The organism is Plesiomonas sp. ZOR0011 (genome assembly GCF_000800945.1).
GTDB classification, from domain to species: Bacteria; Pseudomonadota; Gammaproteobacteria; order Enterobacterales; family CAMTGL01; genus Plesiomonas; species Plesiomonas shigelloides.
On record NZ_JRKB01000061.1, the window covers coordinates 85,067 to 106,301 of the forward strand.

Annotated in this window: 27 protein-coding genes and 1 pseudogene; 20 read left to right on the plus strand and 8 right to left on the minus strand. The window is 45.9% G+C overall.

All coding sequences use genetic code 11. The annotated features are described in order from the left end of the window. Nucleotides 1–15: 15 nt before the first annotated feature. From astE to L975_RS10450, 5 genes are all read left to right on the plus strand, one after another. Entirely contained in the window at nt 16–1,104 is a 1,089-nt protein-coding gene (astE, locus tag L975_RS10430) for a succinylglutamate desuccinylase (RefSeq protein WP_047708538.1), read from the plus strand. After that, nucleotides 1,104–2,099 (plus strand): vitamin B12 ABC transporter permease BtuC, encoded by a 996-nt coding sequence (gene btuC / locus L975_RS10435; protein WP_039044723.1) that lies wholly within the window; start codon nt 1,104–1,106, stop codon nt 2,097–2,099. The genes astE and btuC overlap by 1 nt, the downstream gene beginning before the upstream one ends. Further along, nucleotides 2,083–2,892 (plus strand): ATP-binding cassette domain-containing protein, encoded by an 810-nt coding sequence (locus tag L975_RS10440; protein ID WP_047708540.1) that lies wholly within the window; start codon nt 2,083–2,085, stop codon nt 2,890–2,892. The genes btuC and L975_RS10440 overlap by 17 nt, the downstream gene beginning before the upstream one ends. Nucleotides 2,893–3,144: 252 nt before the next feature. Continuing rightward, nucleotides 3,145–3,600, plus strand: coding sequence for an NlpC/P60 family protein (locus L975_RS10445; protein WP_010863560.1), 456 nt, complete (start codon nt 3,145–3,147; stop codon nt 3,598–3,600). 290 nt (nt 3,601–3,890) lie between these two features. Continuing rightward, entirely contained in the window at nt 3,891–4,133 is a 243-nt protein-coding gene (locus L975_RS10450; protein ID WP_010863559.1) for a DUF2960 domain-containing protein, read from the plus strand. Between the two features lie 578 nt (nt 4,134–4,711). Here L975_RS10450 and L975_RS10455 read toward each other — a convergent pair. The 6 genes and pseudogenes from L975_RS10455 to L975_RS10480 form a co-directional block, all read right to left on the minus strand. Further along, entirely contained in the window at nt 4,712–4,921 is a 210-nt protein-coding gene (locus L975_RS10455; RefSeq protein ID WP_010863558.1) for a cold-shock protein, read from the minus strand. 296 nt (nt 4,922–5,217) lie between these two features. Continuing rightward, nucleotides 5,218–5,808, minus strand: a complete 591-nt coding sequence (locus L975_RS10460; protein WP_047708541.1) for an ATP-binding cassette domain-containing protein — start codon at nt 5,806–5,808, stop codon at nt 5,218–5,220. After that, a complete protein-coding gene (locus L975_RS10465) occupies nt 5,795–6,622 on the minus strand; it encodes an ATP-binding cassette domain-containing protein (RefSeq protein ID WP_047708543.1) in 828 nt (275 codons plus the stop codon). Before L975_RS10465 ends, L975_RS10460 begins: the two co-directional genes overlap by 14 nt. Further along, nucleotides 6,622–7,431, minus strand: coding sequence for an ABC transporter permease (locus tag L975_RS10470; RefSeq protein WP_047708545.1), 810 nt, complete (start codon nt 7,429–7,431; stop codon nt 6,622–6,624). The genes L975_RS10465 and L975_RS10470 overlap by 1 nt, the downstream gene beginning before the upstream one ends. A gap of 92 nt (nt 7,432–7,523) precedes the next feature. Then, nucleotides 7,524–8,504, minus strand: a pseudogene (locus L975_RS10475) (ABC transporter permease); the annotation flags it as partial. Beyond that, nucleotides 8,504–10,033 (minus strand): ABC transporter substrate-binding protein, encoded by a 1,530-nt coding sequence (locus L975_RS10480; protein ID WP_052181403.1) that lies wholly within the window; start codon nt 10,031–10,033, stop codon nt 8,504–8,506. The pseudogene L975_RS10475 and the gene L975_RS10480, both read right to left, overlap by 1 nt. Nucleotides 10,034–10,351: 318 nt before the next feature. On the opposite strand from L975_RS10480, the gene nikR reads away from it, so the two are divergent. The 4 genes from nikR to L975_RS17280 all read left to right on the plus strand — a co-directional run bounded on the left by nikR (nt 10,352) and on the right by L975_RS17280 (nt 13,423). Further along, nucleotides 10,352–10,777, plus strand: a complete 426-nt coding sequence (nikR, locus tag L975_RS10485) for a nickel-responsive transcriptional regulator NikR (RefSeq protein ID WP_010863552.1) — start codon at nt 10,352–10,354, stop codon at nt 10,775–10,777. A gap of 240 nt (nt 10,778–11,017) precedes the next feature. Beyond that, nucleotides 11,018–11,644: a transglycosylase SLT domain-containing protein gene (locus tag L975_RS10490; RefSeq protein ID WP_036769730.1), complete on the plus strand. Its 627-nt coding sequence runs from the start codon at nt 11,018–11,020 to the stop codon at nt 11,642–11,644. A gap of 519 nt (nt 11,645–12,163) precedes the next feature. Beyond that, a complete protein-coding gene (locus tag L975_RS10495) occupies nt 12,164–12,541 on the plus strand; it encodes a hypothetical protein (RefSeq protein ID WP_010863550.1) in 378 nt (125 codons plus the stop codon). 177 nt (nt 12,542–12,718) lie between these two features. After that, nucleotides 12,719–13,423, plus strand: coding sequence for a hypothetical protein (locus L975_RS17280; RefSeq protein ID WP_052181404.1), 705 nt, complete (start codon nt 12,719–12,721; stop codon nt 13,421–13,423). A gap of 133 nt (nt 13,424–13,556) precedes the next feature. On the opposite strand, the gene L975_RS10505 is transcribed toward L975_RS17280, so the two are convergent. Continuing rightward, nucleotides 13,557–13,913 carry a DUF3693 domain-containing protein gene (locus L975_RS10505; RefSeq protein ID WP_047708550.1) on the minus strand — a complete coding sequence of 119 codons (357 nt, stop codon included), beginning with the start codon at nt 13,911–13,913 and terminating at the stop codon, nt 13,557–13,559. 114 nt (nt 13,914–14,027) lie between these two features. On the opposite strand from L975_RS10505, the gene L975_RS10510 reads away from it, so the two are divergent. The 11 genes from L975_RS10510 (at nt 14,028) to L975_RS17285 (ending at nt 20,341) form a co-directional block, all read left to right on the plus strand. Next, nucleotides 14,028–14,237: a hypothetical protein gene (locus L975_RS10510; RefSeq protein ID WP_156121196.1), complete on the plus strand. Its 210-nt coding sequence runs from the start codon at nt 14,028–14,030 to the stop codon at nt 14,235–14,237. Further along, a complete protein-coding gene (locus L975_RS10515) occupies nt 14,237–15,691 on the plus strand; it encodes a replication initiation factor domain-containing protein (protein ID WP_052181405.1) in 1,455 nt (484 codons plus the stop codon). Before L975_RS10510 ends, L975_RS10515 begins: the two co-directional genes overlap by 1 nt. Nucleotides 15,692–15,694: 3 nt before the next feature. Continuing rightward, complete coding sequence (locus tag L975_RS10520) at nt 15,695–15,997, plus strand: hypothetical protein (RefSeq protein WP_047708554.1); 303 nt, start codon at nt 15,695–15,697, stop codon at nt 15,995–15,997. A 104-nt stretch (nt 15,998–16,101) separates the two neighbouring features. After that, nucleotides 16,102–16,239 carry a hypothetical protein gene (locus L975_RS18175; protein ID WP_156121197.1) on the plus strand — a complete coding sequence of 46 codons (138 nt, stop codon included), beginning with the start codon at nt 16,102–16,104 and terminating at the stop codon, nt 16,237–16,239. Further along, nucleotides 16,236–16,367, plus strand: a complete 132-nt coding sequence (locus L975_RS18645; protein ID WP_255359276.1) for a hypothetical protein — start codon at nt 16,236–16,238, stop codon at nt 16,365–16,367. Before L975_RS18175 ends, L975_RS18645 begins: the two co-directional genes overlap by 4 nt. Before the next feature lie 48 nt (nt 16,368–16,415). Next, nucleotides 16,416–16,637 carry a hypothetical protein gene (locus L975_RS10525; protein ID WP_047708556.1) on the plus strand — a complete coding sequence of 74 codons (222 nt, stop codon included), beginning with the start codon at nt 16,416–16,418 and terminating at the stop codon, nt 16,635–16,637. Nucleotides 16,638–16,720: 83 nt separating this feature from the next. Then, the gene (locus L975_RS18180) at nt 16,721–16,936 is read left to right on the plus strand and encodes a hypothetical protein (protein ID WP_156121198.1); all 216 of its coding nucleotides are present in this window, start codon (nt 16,721–16,723) and stop codon (nt 16,934–16,936) included. Nucleotides 16,937–16,947: 11 nt separating this feature from the next. Continuing rightward, entirely contained in the window at nt 16,948–17,223 is a 276-nt protein-coding gene (locus L975_RS10530) for a hypothetical protein (RefSeq protein WP_047708558.1), read from the plus strand. Between the two features lie 62 nt (nt 17,224–17,285). Next, nucleotides 17,286–18,743: a hypothetical protein gene (locus L975_RS18185; RefSeq protein ID WP_156121199.1), complete on the plus strand. Its 1,458-nt coding sequence runs from the start codon at nt 17,286–17,288 to the stop codon at nt 18,741–18,743. 10 nt (nt 18,744–18,753) lie between these two features. Continuing rightward, nucleotides 18,754–19,089: a DUF5455 family protein gene (locus L975_RS10545; protein WP_047708564.1), complete on the plus strand. Its 336-nt coding sequence runs from the start codon at nt 18,754–18,756 to the stop codon at nt 19,087–19,089. A gap of 1 nt (nt 19,090) precedes the next feature. Continuing rightward, nucleotides 19,091–20,341, plus strand: coding sequence for a zonular occludens toxin domain-containing protein (locus tag L975_RS17285; RefSeq protein ID WP_052181406.1), 1,251 nt, complete (start codon nt 19,091–19,093; stop codon nt 20,339–20,341). A 501-nt stretch (nt 20,342–20,842) separates the two neighbouring features. Here the strand turns inward: L975_RS17285 and L975_RS10555 are convergent. After that, a complete protein-coding gene (locus L975_RS10555; protein WP_047708566.1) occupies nt 20,843–21,214 on the minus strand; it encodes a hypothetical protein in 372 nt (123 codons plus the stop codon). Between the last annotated feature and the right edge of the window lie 21 nt (nt 21,215–21,235).

The window sequence follows — 21,235 nt, forward strand, 5'->3', positions numbered from 1 at the left end:
ACGAAGGATAGCGCTATGCGACAGGCGGCTTTGCTGAATGGCGACTTTTTAGCTCTGACTCTGGCTCATGAGTGGCACCTGCCTGCCGGTGAATTTGAGCTGGAAAATGGCACACTGGTTTCCGTGTGGGATACCGGTGTGATTGTCTTTACTCCAGCGTATCCCGGTACGCGCGATATTATTTTGTCCTGTGGCATTCACGGTAATGAAACCGCGCCTGTGGAGTTACTGGCGCAGATGGTGCAGGGGCTGTTACTGGAGGAGTGGGCAGTACAGCAGCGCGTGATGTTTATCTTTGGTAACCCCGCGGCGATGAATGCCAATGTACGCGAAATCCGTGACAACCTTAACCGGTTGTTCAGCGGCGCACATTTGGGCGGGCGTTCGCGCGAACGTGATCGGGCAGCCAAATTAGAAGCCTATGTCGATCGCTTCTTTCGTGAAGGCGGCTATCGTGAGAGTGGTGATGCCACTAACGGGTCAGAGGCGGTAGCTCGCGAACGTTGTCACTATGATTTACATACCGCGCTACGTGCGTCGCGCCATGAACGCTTTGCTATCTATCCATTTCGTCATGGCGAACCGTATAGCCAAGCACAACTGGGTTTCCTTGCGGCGAGTGATATTCGCACTGTGCTGTTGATGCATTGTCCGACCACCACATTTAGTTATTTCACTGCGCGTGAGTTTGATGCGCATGCGTTTACCATCGAGCTTGGCCGAGCCTGTCCATTTGGGCAGAATGATTTAACGCCGCTGCGTCCATTACAACAGGCATTGATGGCATTACTGTCAGATCGTCAATACGTATGGCCGCGTTGGCAATCGCTTGAGCAGGCTAACGCGGTGGGTACGGAATTCCACCTGTATCAGGTGCGACGTGAAATCCGTCGGCAGAGTGATGATTTTCGCTTTCTTTTCTTAGATGACTTACCGAATTTTTCGGCGTTTCGTTGTGGCGATGTGGTTGCGCAGGATGGGCAAACTACCTACTGCATTGAGCAGGAAGGGGAAACCGTAGTGTTCCCAAACCTGAATGTGGCTATTGGCCAGCGCGCTTGTCTGACGGTCGTTCCTGTTTCTTCTCGTGATTTGATGTTCTGATGCCATTTTATCAATTAGTGTTAGCACAGCAGCAGCGCTGCCGACGTCGGCTCGGTTATATGGCGCTGTTGGTTGTGGCGTTGTTTGTATTTAGTCTGGCGGCAGGTGAGCAATGGGTCACGTTGCACAATTGGCATGATCCGATGACAGAGATGCTGGTATTCCAATTGCGTCTACCGCGCTTAATTGTGGCCTGTTTAACCGGCGCGGCGCTGGCCACCGCTGGGGCGGCGATGCAGAATCTGTTTGCTAATCCATTGGCAGAGCCAGGCTTATTAGGGCTGTCTAATGGCTCGGGGGTCTTGCTAGTATTCGCCATGTGGGCTTATCAGGGATTTCCCCCGTTATGGTTAGTCAGTGTATTGGCCATAACGGGCGCGCTGATCAGTACTCTATTTCTTCTCTGGTTGGCACATTATCGACAACTTAATAATGCACGTCTGTTATTGATGGGGGTGGCGCTGAGTATTCTTAGCGGTGCCTTGATGACGTGGATGGTATATCTCAGTGATGATTTAAGTCTGCGTCAGCTCATGTACTGGATGATGGGGAGCTTTAGCGGGATCAGTTGGTCACAACTGTGGTTGCTGCCGCTTCTGGTTATTCCGCTGTTGTGGCTACTGAGCCGTGGGCCGGTATTTAATCTGTTGATGTTGGGTGATACAGCTGCACGTCAATTAGGTCTTAATACTCGGGTATTACGGATCATGTTGGTGCTGGCTGTTGCGGTCATTATTGGCAGTAGCGTGGCATTGGCGGGAATCATCAGTTTTGTCGGGTTGATTGTGCCGCACCTCCTGCGTCTCGGCGGCTTTACGGATCAGCGCTATTTATTGCCGGCCTGTGGTCTGTGTGGCGCGGCGGCGATGATGCTGGCGGACTTAGTCGCACGATTGTCGCTGAATGCCGCAGAATTGCCGGTAGGGGTTGTTACGGCCAGTATTGGTGCGCCACTTTTTGTATGGATGCTATTACGTCATGTTACAAGCGACTGATTTACACCTCGGCTCTCGTTTGTGCGGTGTGTCGGGTATTATCCAGCCAGCGCAAATTACGCATCTCATTGGCCCTAATGGTGCTGGCAAAAGTACACTGCTGGCGATATTGGCGGGCATGTTACATCCCGAACAGGGGCAAGTATTGCTGAATGATGTAACGCCATTAAGGGCTACATCACGTCATCCCCATTTGGATACTGATTACGAGAAGCCGCGCCCATTATCAAGTTGCTCGGTAGCGCAATTAGCACGCTTACGTGGCTATTTGCCGCAGCAACAGTATCCTGGGTTAGATTTACCCGTCTATCAGTATATTCATACCTACCTACGTCATCCGTTAACTGCGGAGACGGAATTTGCTGTGCGTGAATTAACCCGCCGGTTATCGTTAGAGCCGAAACTTTCTTGCATGATTTCACATTTATCTGGTGGGGAATGGCAAAGAGTCCGGTTAGTCTCTATTCTTTTACAAGTGTGGCCGACATTATCTGGCGCACCACGTTTGTTATTGTTAGATGAACCGATGACCGCGCTGGATATTGCCTATCAAGCGGTATTTAATACGCTGCTGGGTGAACTTAAAGACGCGGGTTTAACCATAGTGATGACCGGACATGATTTAAATCATACATTGGCTCAAGCCGATCAGGTCTGGCTCATCGAAAATGGCCGTTGTGTGGCGCAGGGAAATACCGCTCAAGTGATGACCGAGGCGCGATTGAGTGCGGTTTATCAGGTTCCATTTAGGCGAGTACAGGTAGAAGGGCGAGAACTATTGCTGACCCCGTGATTGTGCGAACCCGCAGCAAACAGATGTAACTGTACCGCGACACATGAAATATTACGATTTACTGCTGAGGGAATGCTTGCTCATAAGGTCTCTTAGCGGATAAAACAGACGGCATGCATCTTTAGCTCGCATATCTTTAAGTAAGACTGAGCAGGATGCATATATTCCGCGTGTTTCATTACAACAGAATAAGTTAGACCTATGATAAGGATATTTCAGAAGGGCCCGTTGTGGCGTCCTGCTTTACTGATAATGGCATCTGCTCTGCTGGCCGCTTGTTCCTCGACACCGGATACCGTAAAGGGGCCGCCGATTCGTGGCTCGCTGGGCGATCCAATTATGGTGATTGCTGCGCTACATGAGCAATTGGATGATTGGTATGGTGCTCCATACCATTTGGGCGGGATGAGTAAGCGCGGAGTCGATTGCTCAGGGTTTGTCTCGGTGACGTTTAAAGACCGCTTTGCGCTCAAGTTACCGCGCACTACCAGTGAGCAGGCGCGTCGGGGTGAGAAAGTGCCGAAAAACGATCTGCAACCGGGAGACTTGGTATTTTTCCGTACCGGTCGAGGCCCGAATGGGTTACATGTTGGGATCTATGCCGATGATGATAGCTTCATTCATGCCTCAACATCGGCAGGGGTGATTAAATCATCGCTGAATACTCAATACTGGCGTCAGGCGTATTGGCAATCTCGTCGCCTATAACTCGTCGCTACAGATAGTTCATGCACAAAGTTCATTTGTAAAATCGCGAGTGGCTAACACTGATTCACTGACAGCCGTGCTGTACGTAACCCGTGCAACACGGCTGTTTTTGTTTGTGCGTTATGCCTGATTAGGTATGGTGGTGTGTATGCCCATTATTGCGAAGGCAGAACTTGCTGATGACATGCCCGCAATGGTTGAATTTAGGGGGCTATTCTCGTTATAGTGCGCGTCTTCTGAAAGTGGGGCTGAGTGCTCACTGGTAACGATTGAAAAGACAGGAGCCCATCATGGCCCGTAAAGTAGCGTACACCTATAAAGGTGTCTCGAAAGAAATCCCATTTGCCTATACACAATATCACGACATGTTTGAGGCTGCGGCAGCAGAAGAAGGCATTGATCTGAAAAGCTTCATCATCATGGAGCAACAGGTCGCAGCAACCTCGAAAGGCTCCAAAGCCGTGAAGGATTTTCGTCGTAACTACTTTTTAAAGCTTGGTTTTACGGCCATTACGCTACTTAAAGATGAGTAATCGTCGCGTGGCTATCTTGGTGCTGAGTCGTTCCACCTAATAGATAGTCTTGCACAGGATTTTCGCCTTTTGAAAGTTAATGGCGCATGTTACCTGTAATGCGCCATCTGCTGAATATTCCTAATACTCGTATCTCTATTACCTTCCCATTTTCTTCCGCGTTTTGACTTTTGTGCACATTCGGTTATTCCTTCATCTCTTTTCATTGTTAATTGCTTTATTTATGCCCACAACGCGTAGTAATGCATCAATAAGTAATAATTTCGGCTCTACATAATATTACGTGATGATTGTGTTCAGGGTGAGCGTTCAACAAAGATCGTAAATATTGCAGTAAATGCTGAATTGCGTAGCCTATCTTTTACTCCTAATTACTTTTTGGTAAGGAGAGACTAAGAAAAAGTGGAGTTAAGGATACTAGCGTAAGAAAGCCAAAAGAAATTGATGAACGGATTGATGTTTTCTAGGGAAAGAAAAAGGAAACAAAGAGCAGGGGAGATGAGAATTGCAGACATAAAAAAAGCATCCCTAAGGATGCTTTTTGTCTTACGAAACCGAGGTTCCGTAGGAGGACTCAATTACAGCTTGATTACGTTAGCTGCTTGAGGACCTTTCTGGCCTTGTTCAACGTCAAAAGAAACCTTTTGACCTTCAGCCAGGGTCTTGAAGCCTTCGCTCTGGATAGCGCGGAAGTGAACGAATACGTCAGCACCGCCGTTATCTTGAGTGATGAAACCAAAACCTTTCTCTTCGTTGAACCACTTAACGGTACCAGTAGATTTAGACATGATGTCTCCTGAAAATCTTTAAAAGTTAAACATTACGCATAGCGCGTTCTAGCCAGAATAAAGAAATATTTATGATGACCAATTGAACGAAAATCTTCAGGACAACGTACTAACAAAGTTAAGCGGTGTAGCGAAGCGTTCAGAATCAAATTGTTGCATAAATAAGGTCTGCTTTACAGGCCGGCGAGATGGATAGTACCACAGGTTAGCCTCTTGTACATACTTATTTGCTTGGTTTCTCATAAATTTTTCGTAAATCCATAACTACTACAGGACGGCACTCCGCGCACTGCAAATTAAGTATAGCCGATAACTCTCTGACATACGCAAGTCATTAATGCATTATCGTGACAGAACACAAGTAAACTTAATTTTTTTTCCCTGCAAAGGCCCAAAATTGTATGCCAAATGAGCGCCTGACAATTACTGTCGAGCTGTGCAGTGGCTTCATCGGCAATTAAAATTTTTGTGCGTGGGTCTAATGCGCGAAGTAACGCGAGGCGTGCAAGCTCGCCTCCAGATAGTTGGTCAGGTCTGCGTTGCAGCCATTCGGGGTCAATTGCTAACCGTTCTAACCATTCAACGGGTGGGTGCCACGCATCGTGGATACTGTCTGCGATGCGTCGTACTGGATTAAAGGTTTGCTCGGGATGTTGTGGCAGCAGTTGTATTGGGGAGTAGCCTTTTGATGGCAACGGCTGGTCTTGATACAAAATCTCACCCTCATCCGCGGCTTGCCACCCGGCGAGCACTCGGCCAAGTGTGGTTTTACCGTAGCCGCTAGGCGCTTGAATGCCAACCACTTCACCGGCGGCTATTTGCAAATTGAAATTACGCCATAACCAGCGCTGATCTTGGTAAATCCCTAAGTTTTTAACCTGCAGCACGGGCAAGCTCCTGAAGTTGAGCCGGATCGCTGACGTGAAAACCGTGTTGTGGCAAGGCTTGCCACAGCGCTTGTACATAAGCACTGCCTCCGCCACGGCGCAATTCAGTGCTAGAGAGGGTTTCGACTAAGCGGCCAGCATGCAAAACCGCGACGCGATCGGCATATTCCGCGGCGAGCGCTAAATCATGGGTGATCCACAATACGCCGCATCCGGCTTCACAACGTTCGCGTAGATGGCGTAACGTGGCTCTGGCGTTATCGTCATCTAGCCACGCGGTGACTTCATCGGCGAGTAAATAACGGCTGTGATGCAAGCTGGCACAGCAAATCAATGTGCGCTTGGCCATCCCGCCAGAGATCTGATGCGGATGCAGCTGTTGTATCCCATCGTCTAGCTGGTGGCGCTTCAGTAGCGATGCAATATGTGGCTCGCGTTGAGAGGGGGGAATACCTGCAAGCTCACCGGCTCGTTGTAGTTGTGCACCGATAGTACGTAATGGGTTCAGCGCAGCGACACTTTGCGGTATGTAGCTGAATAATCGATGCGGTGCAGAACTTTTTCCCGATGGCGCTTGAGCGGAGCCTGTGAGCTCAGTGATACAGATCTTGCCGGTGCGACGTGTATGAGGGGGCAGTAAATCCAGTAATCCCTGTACTAATAATGATTTTCCGGCGCCGCTAGCGCCTACAAGCGCAACCAGCTCTCCCGGATGGAGTTGTAGATTGATGTCTTGTAAGCGTGCTTGCCAGCGCGGACGACCAAACCAGCGGTAGGAGGCTGTCTCTACTCCAAACTGCTTGAGCTGTAACATTAAAGGATCTCCTGCCAAAGCTGTTGTACGGCTTGTCCGCATTGTTCAATCAGCATCACTAAGGCGACTAAAAACAAACCGGGAAACAACGCTAACCACCATGCGCCAGTATTGAGGTAGCGCAAGGCATCGGCCAACAGCAAACCCAGCGACGCTTCATGTTGGGCTAAACCGAACCCCAGAAAACTGAGCGCGGCGGCATGCAAGATGGCGTGCGGAAACATCAACAAGATCCCCACGAGGATTTGTGGCAGCAATAGCGGTAGATAGTGAACGCGCAGAATATGCCAACGACTGTTACCCAGCTTGGTGGCCAAGCGAATGAAGTCACTTTCTTTGATTCGCAGTACTTCAGCGCGAATGAGTAACGCCAGCTTTGGCCAATGGGTGAGCGCGACTGCCATAATGACACCGTGCTTACCGCCACCTAAAGTAAAACACAGTAGCAGCAGTAAAATCAGATGCGGGATAGACAGCATGCTGTCAATTAACCAACGCAGCGTCATATCAATACGCTTGCCGCCTAGTGCTGATAATACGCCGGTACATAAGGCAATCGCGCCACTGGTGAGTGAGGCAATCAACCCAATTTGCCAACTGGTATAAACCCCTTGTAGGCAGCGGATCAGCAAATCGCGTCCTAAATTATCAGTACCTAGCAAGTATTCGGCTGAAGGAATTTGTCGCTTGGCTAATAAATTCAGGGGCAAGTCTGCCTGATGGTAGTAAGTCGCACAGCCGAGTAACAACGTCAGTAAGCCGCCCGCGATAAATAGCTTCCAGATGGCCGGGCGTGGATCATGGGTCATCGTGGCGCACCTTCTTGTGTATTTGATAGTGCAGCAATGTGGGGCGGTGTTGTATCGCAGTGTTCATTGTAAGAGTTTCGGTAAGAGCGAGATTTGGCTAGCCGTGGGTCAAGTGAGCGAATCCACCATTCTGCGATTTGGTTACCAGTAAAGACAAAGAGGGCGCTGAACAACGCTATTCCCAAAAGTAGGGGGACATCCGCGCGTAACCCTGCATCAATGGTGGCTTGGCCTAATCCTGGATAAGCAAACACTTTTTCAACCAATACGGAGCCGCCAAACAATTCGCCAAAAGAGGCAAATTGCAAACACAGTGCTGGTGCTGAGATATGACGTAATAGATGAAAGCGTAATAATGGTAAACCGCCATCACCTTGTGAGCGGGCAAAGCGAACAAAGTCACTTTGCATGATTTCGATAAGACGCGCGCGGGTATGTAGAATAATATTACCGGTACCGATTAAGCTTAAAGTGAGCATCGGTAGAATCATGTGCTGTAATCGCATCGTCCATGTGGCTTGTTCGGGTAACATCCCCATTGGCAGCGCACAGCATACTGGCGCCCACGCCAGTTGTACGGCAAACACAGAGAGAAGAAGTAATCCAATCCAGAAGGCGGGTAGTGACGCCATAATGTAGGCGAGTGCACAAATTAGCTTATCGGTCAGAGAATCTTTGCGCCGACCGGCTAACACGCCAAGCGCAAAGCCGAACAAACCGGAAAGTAACCAAGCTCCAGCAAGCAAACCCAGCGACGTAAGAAAACGGTCACTGATAACTTCAGCAACCGGAGCGTTATAGACTTGAGAAAAGCCCAAGTCACCTTGCAGGATATTACTTAACCAGTTGAGAAAACGACTCCAAGCGGGCTGATCTAGCCCCCAACGTGCAGCGATTTTAGCGTATTGTTCGGGGTCAATGCGTAGCGCATCCATACCGATATAGGCACGAACAGGATCCACCGGCGATAAGCTGAGCAGCGTAAAGCTGCCCAGCGCGACGGTAAACAATAACAACACGCCACGACCAACCAGCCCGGTCAGTTTGCCTGACCACTGTTTTAGCGTGGACATCACTGACATGTCCATTTCCACTCGGTAATGTTACCCAGCACACTCCAATAGGCATGGGGCTCGGTGGGCACATTCCCCATATCCAGACATGGGTTAGCCAGATAGGTATGTTGCAGATTCAGCAACCATGCCCAAGCGGCATCGCCTTGAATTCCGACGCCGGCTTTTCCATTCCAGTTAACTTGTTGCCAGTAACTGCGCGCAGTTTTCCAGTCTGGTGTATTCATCGCTAAATCGAGCTGTTTATCAACGGCAGGGTTGCTGTAATAACCGGGATTAAAGAATTCCACGCCCCGTTTACTACTGTGGTAATGGTTATAGAGTTCGCTCGGGTCAAGGCTTCCCCAGCCGAACAATACGGGGTTCGCATGCATATAGCGGCTGACTTCATCCCAGCTACCGGAGCGTAGATTCATGCTGATCCCGAGCGGTTTGACCATTTCGCGCACCGCTTGTGATATTTCTCGGCGCGTGGTGTCACCGGCGGTATACCAAAGAGTCAGTTCGGCGCGTACACCGTCTTTTTCACGCACGCCGTCGCCATCAGTATCTTTCCATCCGGCTTGTTCCAGAATATCGATGGCTTTTTTCACATCACCGTCTTTAAAAGCGACATCCGGTGCATCCCACGGTAAACCATACACGGCGCTAAATGCAGGAACAGCATGACCTTCCAGTAATTGGTCGGCCAATTGTTGGCGATTAATTGCATAGTTAATGGCTTTGCGAATTGCCACATCGGCAGTGACATCATTGCCAATCGGGTTGCCATCTTTATCTTTGGCGCCGGCTTTGACCATCGGGAACATAATGCCACGGTTATCAGCACTTTTATGTGATAGCAGTTTCATGCCGGATACGGGCACTGAAGCCAAAGATTGTGGAATTTTCACCAAATCCAGCTGACCGGTTTGTGCGGCGGCATAAGCGCTGTCTTCATCCATAAACAGCAACACCACTTTATCAAAGTCATTTTTCTTGCCTTGATAATACGGATTCGCTTCCATAATCATTTGTTGGCCGGGTTGATAGCTCACCAACGTATAAGGGCCAGAGCCAATCGGATGGAAAGCATAATCACTGCCATGTTTACCTGCGGGCACAATGCCTAACGAGGCCAGTACATTAATAAAGGTACTTTGTGGTGCCGAGAGGTGCAGAACAACGGTTTGTGCGTTCGGCGCTTCTGCCGAGACAAAGCGCCCCATGTTGACTTTGCCCGCGGAGGCTTTGGCGGCGTTAAAGGTATAGGCCACATCTTTAGAGGTAAGAGGTGAGCCGTCGGAAAATAGGCGATCAGGTTTAAGCGTAATCGTCCACGTTTTCCCGTCTTGGCTAATCTGGTAGTTTTCAATCAATTCATTTTCATATGAAAAGTCGTGGGTACGTTGGATTAGCGTACTTTGAAATAGTGGGTTTCCGGTATGTGACCAACCCATTACCGGATCAAAACCTTCGGTGGGGCCATCACCAATTGCTAACGTTAATGTTCTGGCTTCGACTGGCGCCGCTAGTGTGATAAGCGTCATGGCGAGTAGGGTGCTTCCGAGAACAGAAGCCAGAGGTGTTACTTTCCGTGCCGTTAAGCTCGAAGGTAAGTGTGGTAAGATCATATGCGCTTTCTTATGGCTATTGTTATTGTGGTAGACAACGTGCTGCATCAAGAACTTTATTTTAGGAATGGTTCATCGAGTGCATCATCGGGTAGTCAGTAATACTTTTTATGATTTAGTATTACTGACGGGAATGGTAACAAATCAGATTTGATGACTTAGTGCGTCAGGTCACGAAAATGACGGTGTCACATTTACCTGAATGTGTGATTGTGTTTCAGCAGAGAATGGAATATGGCAAATATTAACGAGGAAACTCAGCGCTTTACGGTTTCTCTTCCAAAGCAACTGAATGACATTTTGGATGTTAAGTTACAACGTCACGCATACAGTTCACGTTCTGAATATATCCGCGATTTGATTCGTGAAGATATGATTCGTGACGAATGGAAAGAGGGCGAAAGTGAGCTGGTGGGTGTGCTAACGCTGATTTATGATCATCACCAAACGGGGCTGGTGGAAAAACTGGTGAGTATCCAACACGATCATCATGTGCATGTTTTATGCACGACACATGTACATATCGATCACTTTAACTGTTTGGAAACCATTATTATTCGCGGCGTGGGAACACGTATTGAGCAGTTATGTAATGCTATCTCTGGGCTAAAAGGGGTGCGATTTGCTCAGCTGACCCGTACCGCAACCGTGCCTGCATGACGAAAAGAGATTTCCTTACACCGAAGGGAACATCTGTTAGATCTGATTGACTAACACTTTGGTTGTTAAAGAAAAAATGACCCGATCGCGTTATGCATGTCAGACAAATATAAAATAGCAGACCGTCATCACAGATTACGGATTCTGCATACGGTTCATTTTACTGAGATTGCTAAACTTACGCGGAAATTCTTGCGCCGGGATATTCTGGGAGATTATCTGTTGTTATCAATGAAAAAAATGCAGTCCTGGTTAGGTATTGCAGTCGTGGCTTTGGTTCTGGCCGGTTGTGCGGGTTCACAGGGGAGTCATCGGGGGCCAAAACCGAACTACTCCAGTGATGTTCTAAGCTATCGTGCGAAACAATACATGCCGGCGATTAAGAAAGCCTCCCGTCGTTATAATGTGGATGAGAAGCTAATTACGGCGCTGATTCAGGTGGAATCCAGTTTTGACCCGAACGCGATTAGTCGCTCTAACGCCATTGGTCTGATGCAAATCAAGCGCGATACCGCTGGACGAGAAGTGTTCCGAGTCTACAAAAATAGTTCGGGGATGCCATCGAAAGCTTATTTACTGAATCCGTACAATAACATTGATACTGGCACAGCGTACTTGAGCATCTTGCGTGATCGGCAGTTGGCGGGGATCCGTCATCCGAAAAGCATGCGTTATGCGATGATGGCGGCTTACAGTAATGGGGCTGGGGCGCTATTGCGATCTTTCCATCCGGATAAGAAAAAAGCGATTCAAAAGATTAACCGGATGTCGCCAGAGCAGGTTTATAGCTATATAAATCAGCAACATAATGATGCGCAGGCGAGACGTTATATCTATAAGCTCACGACTGTGTATAACTCTATTTGAGTTTCATCTCTCTATCTTTAAACCGCCTTCGGGCGGTTTTTCTTTATCTGCGTTCTGTGATTTGCCTAGCTTCGCTTCCTTGTTTTCCCTTTGCTTTCACTCTGGCGTGTTATCGGCTGCAGGGAGCTAATGACCCTCGCGATTTTGGTTTACGTACAGGTATAACCATAACTAATCGATTTCTAATGAATTTCGGCTGCGGTATAAAATTTCACGGGGGTTATATCCAGTAAAATTAGAGTTTTTATCTGGCGGCATAACCAACACCTATGCATTGAGCTATATTTAATCGGCTGGTGGATTGAATAACACTGCTGGCATAGCGTAATGGGGCGATAAAAAACAACTTTCAGTCTGTTTTTTGGTCATATATGAGGGTTATTTGCGAAAATTGCCACGATAAACCCTCGTGTGGATAAGCAGATTTTGCATAGCGTTATCAGGGTAAAGTGAGGGTGACTGAGTGATTGATATGCTTAGTCATCTGGTCAGTTGGAACGGGAACGGCAAGGAGGAAAGATGAAATATCTGATGGTAATGATTCTTGCACTGTTTTGGTCATTAACCGGTGTTGCTCATGCCGGTTACGGTGTCACAAAACCTGCTTATGCCGAGAACGGTATGATGGTCAGTGCAACGGGCATGACTCTATATACCTTTGATAAGGATAAGCCGGGTGCCAGTACTTGCGTTGATGCATGTGCCGCTATTTGGCCGCCATATTTAGCGGCGACAGGCAGTAAACCTGTGGGCGATTTTACGCTGGTGGCCCGTGGTGATGGCAAATATCAGTGGGCCTATAAAGGAAAGCCGCTTTATCTCTATGCACAGGATAAGGCAAAAGGCGATAAAAGTGGCGATAAGATTAAGGAAGTTTGGCACATTGTTCCATACTGAACGTTTGATGATCGTATGAATACGTCGAATACACTTAGCAAATCGGCGCTCACATAAAACCGGCTGAAGCCGGTTTTTTCTTGCTTGCTAACTACTGATTCAGTGCACATCGCTCAATAGATGTTTCGTGGATAATACATAGAGAAAATTCAGAATGCAGGGATGTAGAGAGTCGTAATGAAAGCCGCAACCGGAATATTGGCGTTATGGAGTTCACGTATAGTGCGCATGCGTGATGCAGTCCGATTACATGTTTTACGGCGGCGTTATCCCAAATGGGCGCTACCATTTCTAATGCCTTATGCCACGCAAAGTTTGCCGGAAAGAGTAGGGTATCCGCTTGCAACAGCGTCATCTATACCTGAGTTCCACGCCTGGACATTGTCTTGGTTGATCAAGTCAGAACAAATGCTGTTTCTCACCGAGTTGCTGAGCCAGCTAGGTTATGCAACGGATTCAGTAATACCAGAGCAAACAGCACTACGGCTACTGACTCAGCCATTGCAAACCTCACAGCAAAAATCATGTTTCGCGAATGCTAGTTTTAGGGATGGGAGTGAGTCATTGGCATCTGATCAAACTCCGAGCATTTATCTGTGCCAGCACTCAGCATTTGCGGGAATCATAGTTACGGTAGTGACTAATGATGCGCAGTGTGTTGAGCACATTCAATCGGAAAGTCGATGGTTAGCGCCAATGCCGATGGAGGCATTTCCGCAGTTAAATCCGGACGAGTTGGGATCACTGCAAGGTGAAATCGCATATTGGTGGGAATATTTCTGGCAGCCATTTTGGAACTCGCGAACTGAAGAACAACAACGTCTACTGAGTGAAACGTTGCCGACGCCATGGTTGGATTTTATCGCTAACAGAACTGTGTGAAAAATGAACGCAAATTACAGCGATTTATGGGTGGAGTAGGCGAGTGTCGATTGTTAGTGGATTGTTATCTAGAGTGTCCGTTAGCATGGTCTGGCTGGCGGATAATGCATGAAGCTCCTTTCTCATTATCTATTTAACATAATATACATTGTGCGCACTCAAGTGCTGGAATCGCTGCGGCTGCAAAAGCCCATGCAGCAAGGCTTTGGATAACATAACCGCAGCTTTTATACTTTTTTAGCATGTCTTCCCAAACTGCCTTGATGGTTGGGTTTTCGTTCTGTTCAGCGTGTATTCCCAGCAATGCTTCCTTTGCATCAACATTTGCTTGTTCAGCAAGGATAACTATTTGTTTGTCATTGAGTTTCATTGTTCCTTTTCGGATTCTTGAGATTGTCGCGCCGCTTGTGTTTAAGTCGGCGGCTACCTGCTTATCTTCTTCGTATCCTTTAGCCTTTTTGTAGGCGTTTAGTAGTTCATTCGTATTCATTCGTTTCCCCTTTTTTTGCTCATTCTATCGTCTCATGCGCTCAATTGCATGTATTGCAATTTACACGTTATGTAATTAGCTTGATTACATATCACGTAACTGAGCATATCAGAAATGAGAATCTATCACGAAATGCCCGATACAGACGGTTCAGTATATGCCCTCATTGATGGGCATCCTGAGCTGTTTGATTCTCTTTCCCAGTTTGTCAGTTATGCCACAGCGCGTTACGGGTCTGATGTTGAAATTATCGAAGTAACCAACGAAAACCGCCATGAGCTTTGGCTCGCTGGTGAGTTTGGTGATTTTGGAGCAATTGAATAATGTCTACGTCAATTATCGACTGGCTGAGTTTCAGCTTCTCACCTGAGCCAATTCGGCAGCTTAAAGAGCTTGCTAAGGTTGGCGTTCTGGTGGCTGAAACTTGTGTTCTAGTTGATGATTATTTGTCAGATGTTGATTGCTTACATAACCCTGCCCTAACTCCACGTTTGCGCTCGGTTCCTACTGATGTTCTGTCATCTTCTCCACTTGCATCACTTAAGCCGGTGAGCTCTGTCACTTATGAGCCGTTGGATTTTCCGTCCATGATGCAATATATCGATTCAAATCGTGTACATCCTGATGTAATCAAAAATGTAACCGCCAATGTATTTTCACAGATGTATTCCCGTGCAATTGGTTCTGCATCTGTTGAGGTCAATACGGATAAATTTACAGATAACTGGTTAAGCTGCCTGTCTGCTGTTGGTGTTCAGGCGTTAGATAACCTTTGCGCATCTCATATCGATGATTTCCTGTTTGATTTGGTTGTTTACTGCTCTAAGCCGGGCAATTTTTGGTCATTAAAACTTCGTTCGGCTGGCATGTTTGGCTACTCCAATTCAGCTCATATTATTTGCAATGGCGCACAGTGTGGCGCAGTTGCGTGGGGTGCTAAAAACCACGGCTGCTACGTCTCATTGTCCGGTACTGCTTGCGCTGCTTTAGATATGTCTAAAGTTTATGCGCTTTTGTCTCAGGTTAACGGCGTTCGTTTAACTCGTGTCGATGTTGCCTACGATGATTTATTGGGCGCGCATGTTTATGACGATGTTGAAAGCTGGTATTGCGATGGCCTCTTCCGTTCAGCTAAGGGTGGCAAGATGCCTAAATGGCGTACTGTCCATTCTGGTGAAGGTCAAAAATTACCATCTGGCCGCTATGGCATGGTGCCGACTGGTGGTCGTTGCTGTTATGTCGGTAATCGTGAAAATGGGAAATTGTTCCGTGCGTATGAAAAAGGTAAACAGCTTTCATGCGCGGAATATCCTAATTGGATTCGTTTTGAGGTCGAGTTTCACAATAAGAGCCGTGATATTCCTATTGAAATATTAATCCAGCCAAATGAATTTTTGGCCGGTTCGTATCCGGCTCTTGCTTGGGTTCTGGACTATGCATTAATGCCGGAATCTGAACCTTTGGTTATCCCTACTCGTCATCGTGCGTATAAGTCTACGTATTTACAGAGCATTGAGCATGCTGCTACTCATACCGGAAAAATGCTCAACTTTATGACCAATGTTCTTCAAATGTCACCTGATGATGTTGTTGAGCGTTTGACATCGCATTTGTCTGAATTTGATATACCTGACCACTTACAAACTCCGGTTTATATGTCTTGTGGTTCAGATACGGATGATACGTTCCGTTCGTCTATCTCTGATTATTTGGCATCTAAACTCTCTGAATTTGAAAAGGCTAGACTCGCCTATTTAGAGTCATTAAACGAGGATTAATCTATGTCTACCATGTTAGTTAATGTTATTCGTGCTGAAATCGCTAGTGGCATTTCAAAGAAATCCGGCACACCTAAGCCGTACTCTTTTGCTCGCGTGATTTATCAGACTCAGGCTGAATCTTTTGTTTCTGATGACCACAATATCCAGCGTTCTGGATTGGAAGAAAAAGAAATCTCTATGATTAATGACATGTCATTTTATTCTCGTTTGATTCAGAACATTCCGGCGCAAATGAACCTGATTCTCTCCCCTGACCCAAAAAATCCGGCGCGTAACATTGTCTCTGACTTTGAATTGGTCTGATTGCTCTCTGAGGCGGCCATGTTGAAATTTTACTTTGTACTCTTCATCGCCGCCGCTTTCTGGATTTTTGATTGGGCATTGAATCTTCTTGCAAGGATTGCAATATGATTGATGAATTATTTTTTATTTCAGTACCTCTCTTGATTTTTGTTGTTGGTTATTTTTTATCAAAGCCTTTGTCTGTGTTTCTTCAACCTTACTTTGATAAATTTTTTGGCTTTCGCAAGGATGACGAAGAATGAACATTCAAGGCGTTTACATTTCACCTTACATCATTGCTTTTGCGCTTGGATTGATTTTGATTCCCGCTGCTATTCTTGGTGAGCGTCTTGCTATTAAAATTGCAAAATGGATGAATATCAGTGCATAGATGAATGATTTTTCATTCACCTGTTCATTGTCCAAAAAAGGAATTTTCATGGAAAACGTACAAAGTAAATCATCCAGTTCTAAGCAGTTTCTTTATCAAGTTATTTTTCTTTTTCTTGTTTATTGCGCGTTGACGTTCTTGGGTGTTCCCCAAAACGTTACTGGCCTCATCTGCATTGTTGGTGGTTTCCTGCTTTTCTTTATCTCCAACATCGTTCGCCAGCTCAAGCAGGAAAAGCTTGCTGCTGCTCAAGCGGATGAGGACGATTAAATGACTCCTGCTGAGTTCGTCTTTGCAACGCTAGAAATTTATGTTTTAGCGGGCGGCCTTGGCGTTCTAATTGGGGTGAATCTATGACTGATACAACTCAGACAGAAGATACCCCATTAAATCCGACTGATACAAATGCTGAAATTGTTGTGCCTTCTGAGCCGCCTAGAATTGATGTTTTAGCGCCTGATGCGTTCAATGCAGTGATTGGATATACAGCGTTATTTTTCGTTCTAGGTGTCTGTGTTGGTGTTGTGATTAAGCTTTTCTTTCAGTCTTTTCATCGCGTCACTCTATAGGGATGTTTTTTATGTTTAATTTTGAGAAAACAAAAGAGTTCGTTGCTACTCATAAACAAGCAATTCTGAACACCGCTGCCGTTGTATCTGTTGCGGTTATCTCTCCTGCTGCGCTTGCCGAAGCTAGCGCTTTCGACCCTGCGGCCTCTGCCAATGCTGTTGCAACGACTCTGGTAACGTATATCAGCGGTATCGTTGCCGCTGCGTTCGTTGTGCTGACCGCTAAGGTTGGTGCCTCTGCGTCTATCGGTCTGGTCAAGTCTCTCATCGGTCAAGCCGCTAGTTAACTACTGGTGTTAACAGGTGCAGACTCCCTTTCGGGGGTCTGCGCCTGTTAGGTGAGGGGTTTATGAAAAAAATTACCGCACTATTTTTGTCCTTCCTAATTGCTATTGCCCCCGTTTATCAAGCGCACGCTATTTTACCTGCCGTTGGTTCTGTTGTTGCGTCTGTTGTTGGCGCTACGGTTATTGATGCTGGCGTAACAGCCGCTATTAATGTTGTTGCGGGCAAATCTCCTTGGGCTGCAATTGACCTTGTTTATGGTGGTCAAGTTAAAACGCCTGTAAAGGGTGTCTCTGATTGGGTGAAAAAACATGGTTCTAAAGTTGCGTTTTGGGCTGGTTTGGCTGCTTTAGCTGGTCATTATTTATTACCTGACGGTACTGTTGTCGGTAATGGTTCGGGTGGCTATTGCTCTGCATCTTCTTCTGATAATTTTGTGCAATATTATCCACCTCAAGGCTTTGTTGTTGTTGATTGCTTTGGTGCTGTTAAGGCCGCCATTATTAAACAACTTGACGCTAAAGGCATTTCCAATATTGATGTTTCGAATCCTATATTTAATGATAAAACATCTACATATGTTACTTATGGTTTTGTTGTTACTGGTCAATATTTGACGGGCGAGGGCTATAATACTCAATATAAAAGTCAAAATGTTCATGCAAAAGTTTATTTTGTTGGCGCTCCTGTTGAGAAACAATTTGATGATTTTGTATCTTCTGCTCTTCCTAAAATAAAACCTGAGTCTGAGCCATTTACTATTCCGCCCTCTCGTTATCCGTCATTTCCGGCCAATGACCCTGTTTGGCCAGAAAAAATTGAGCCTGTTACGCCTCCTGCTAAGCCTACTAAGCCTTTTCCTACTCCTGTTCCAACACCTCAACCAACGCCAACACCTGATAATCCTCTTTATCCATCTAAGCCAGATACTGGTCGTTGGCCGTTACCGTGGCCTTTACCCGGTCTTGAACCGATTCCTAATCCGAATCCAGACCCTAATCCAGACCCTAATCCAGACCCAGATACTGGCACGGAAATAAAACCTACTCCTGATGGTGGCTTTATTATCCCTAATCCGTTACCTGTCGAGGTAACTAATGATGTTAATGTTAATGTTCTTAATCTTGAGCAGGGTTTAACTGCCGCTCAATTGGCTCAGCGTGATTTGCGTATTGATAATGATTCTGCTGCTGGTTTGGGTTCTCCTGATTCTTTAACCAATGACTCTTATTTTGATGCCTTCAAGCCTATTGATAACATGTTAGGTAATTTACCTTCTCCACCTTCTTTTAATTTCACTTCTGGCATGTTTGGTATTCCTTCTTATTCTTCCTGCATACCATACGTTTTTACTATTCCATCTATCGCATTTCTTTCTATGACTATACCGGCTCAATCCGTAACTATAGGCCAGCATTGCGATTATTATGATGCGAATTTACGTCCTTTCGTTGCTTGGATTTTTCAGGCTATTGGTTTATTAACTATTTATCGCATTTCTGTTCGTTCAACACGATTATAGTGGGGTTTCTATGGGTGCCTTATTTACTCGAATTGCTCAATGGATTGGTAGAATTGTTGGCTTAAGTGCTGAACGTGAAATTTTTGCTATTCAGGGCGCTTTGGTTACTTTAACTATTTTTATAGGACTTTTTCTTACTTTTACCACTGCCATTAATGCTATTCTTGGTTCTTTAGCTTCTCAGGCTCCTGCTCAGGGTGCGTTAGCGGCTGGTTTGTCTTTATTGCCAAATAATTTTGGCGCTATATTTTCTCAAATTATCGCCGCTCAAGTTGCTGGTATGTTTTTCCGCTATAAAATGCAAGCGCTTCGCATTTTGGCATCTGCACGCAATGTGAGGGTGTAACATGCCTAATTACCTTGTAACTGGTACTCTCGGCGCTGGTAAGGGTATCTTTGCTGCTAAAATTGCTCAGGATTACTTAATTCAAGGTAGGCGTGTTGCTGCGAACTTTGATTTCTTTCTTGAGTATATGAATCCTAATGGTCATGAGCCTGTTTTTCGTTTGCCTGACCATCCTAGAATGGAAGATTTCGATTTATTGGGGCGTGGCTGTCCTGACGATGATAAAATTAATAAAGGCGCTCTGATATTTGATGAGTGCGGTACTTGGCTTAACTGTCGTGACTGGAATGATAAAAGCCGTAAAGCCTTTATCAACTATGTTCTTCACTTGCGCAAATTTGGCTGGGATGTATATTTTCTTGTTCAAAATCCTGAGCTTATGGATAAGCAGGTTATCTCTGCTTGTGCTCAATTTACTGTCCGTTGCGCCTCTTGGAATGACAAGGTTAGGTTTGGCTTTCTATCTGATTTATATGATATTTATCAGGGTATCCAGAAAGCTAAGCTAGCTAAAATTGCCCGTGAAACTGGTAAGCCATTACAGCAATTAAAAAAGCCTTTTTTTGCATTGCCGCAAATTAATATTGCTTCTACATATACAGGTGAAAAGTCCGGTTCTCCATCATTTACGTGGAAACGTGATTTAGTTAAGACCGAGCGTTACAAGCCTGAGATTTATTACAATTACTACGATACTAACTATGAGTTTAAATCGGGTATTGAAACGTTAGGTGATAAGGACGTTGATTTACGGGCTAGCTATTCGCTGTTACCAGGCAAAACGATTCTTAAATTTGTTCGCAAATGTCCCGATGCTTATGTTATCCGTGACCCTGCAATCTTAACGCCTAAAGGTGTTCGGCCTCCGGTTCCTTGGAAATCTTTACTTTTCTTTCTGTTTTTCATGCTTCCCGTGTCTTGTTACATCATCTATTACTATTTTTTCTCTAGTGATGAGCCTGCACCAACTGAGCAATCTCAGTCTGTTTCTGAGCCTGCAAAATCATCGCCGCCGGCAGAGGCAAAAAAAACAGTTCCAGCTTTACCGCCTCCGGCTGAGTTTCGTATAACTGGCCATTCAGCTAAGCATACGCCGCAAGGGGTCATCTACGATTACGCCATTGTCAAAATTTCTGGGCAGGATGAGATACCTTTCGACTATGTCTACTATGGTATACCTTTGGCCGGTATCGATGGCTGCAATGCCCAGATGAAATATAAGGGTCAGTTGATGACTATTAGTTGTCTTTAGCTTTTATAAAAAACAGAAAAAACTTATTGGGCGCGGAGCGCAACTCTCCGTGCCCTTTTTGTTTCCGGCGATTGTGGTCAAATTGTGGGCGGCGCTTCTTTGCCGTCCATGATTTGTCCATATGAGTCCGTTCAGCCTCTCTCCTACCCCGTATAGTAATACGGGGTGATACCTCCCAACTTCACTACTACACTCGGTTAAAAAATGCTCTTTTTGATATGATAGATATGACAAGGAGGTGTTTATGTTTAACAAGGATGATATCTACAACCCAAAGGAATTTCGGCGTCATCGCTCTTTTCCTAAAGAAATCCGTACATCGAATCTTCGCAGTATTCATCGTGGTTTACATTGTCAACGCTCGTCATCTTCTTGGCTTTCACCTATGTGTTTTTTCATCTTGGGGGTTTTCGCTACTTTGATTTTTGCACTGAAGTTTCCTTTGGTTTTTGTTGAGATCCTTTCTCGATTTTTGTCATTCCTGTAGCTCGTCGGCTGATTTTATATCCTCGACATTTTCCGCAGCTCCCTGAGTACATGCATCTGCTTGATATTTTCGTTCCGTGTTTTTTCTTCTCTGTACAGATGCTCTATGTATACAGCATTCAAAATTTGTTGTGGGGCCATCCTGTGCCCCTCTGCTGAAATCAGCCATCTTCCGTTGTCTTCCAGCTTCCATCCGGCGAAATTTCCACCAAGCTCGCGTCCTTTTGACCATCTCATCAACCGCTTGCATATCGGCGGGATGTTTTTCCCGTTATCCCATTTTGTGACTTCCTTCACAGATACAAAACAAAGTTCAGCAGCTTCTTCGCGGGTTAAACCGCATTCGTGAAAGCGAAAAATAAAGTTTTTATGAGTTAAAACACGCATCTACAATTAAACATCCGTTTT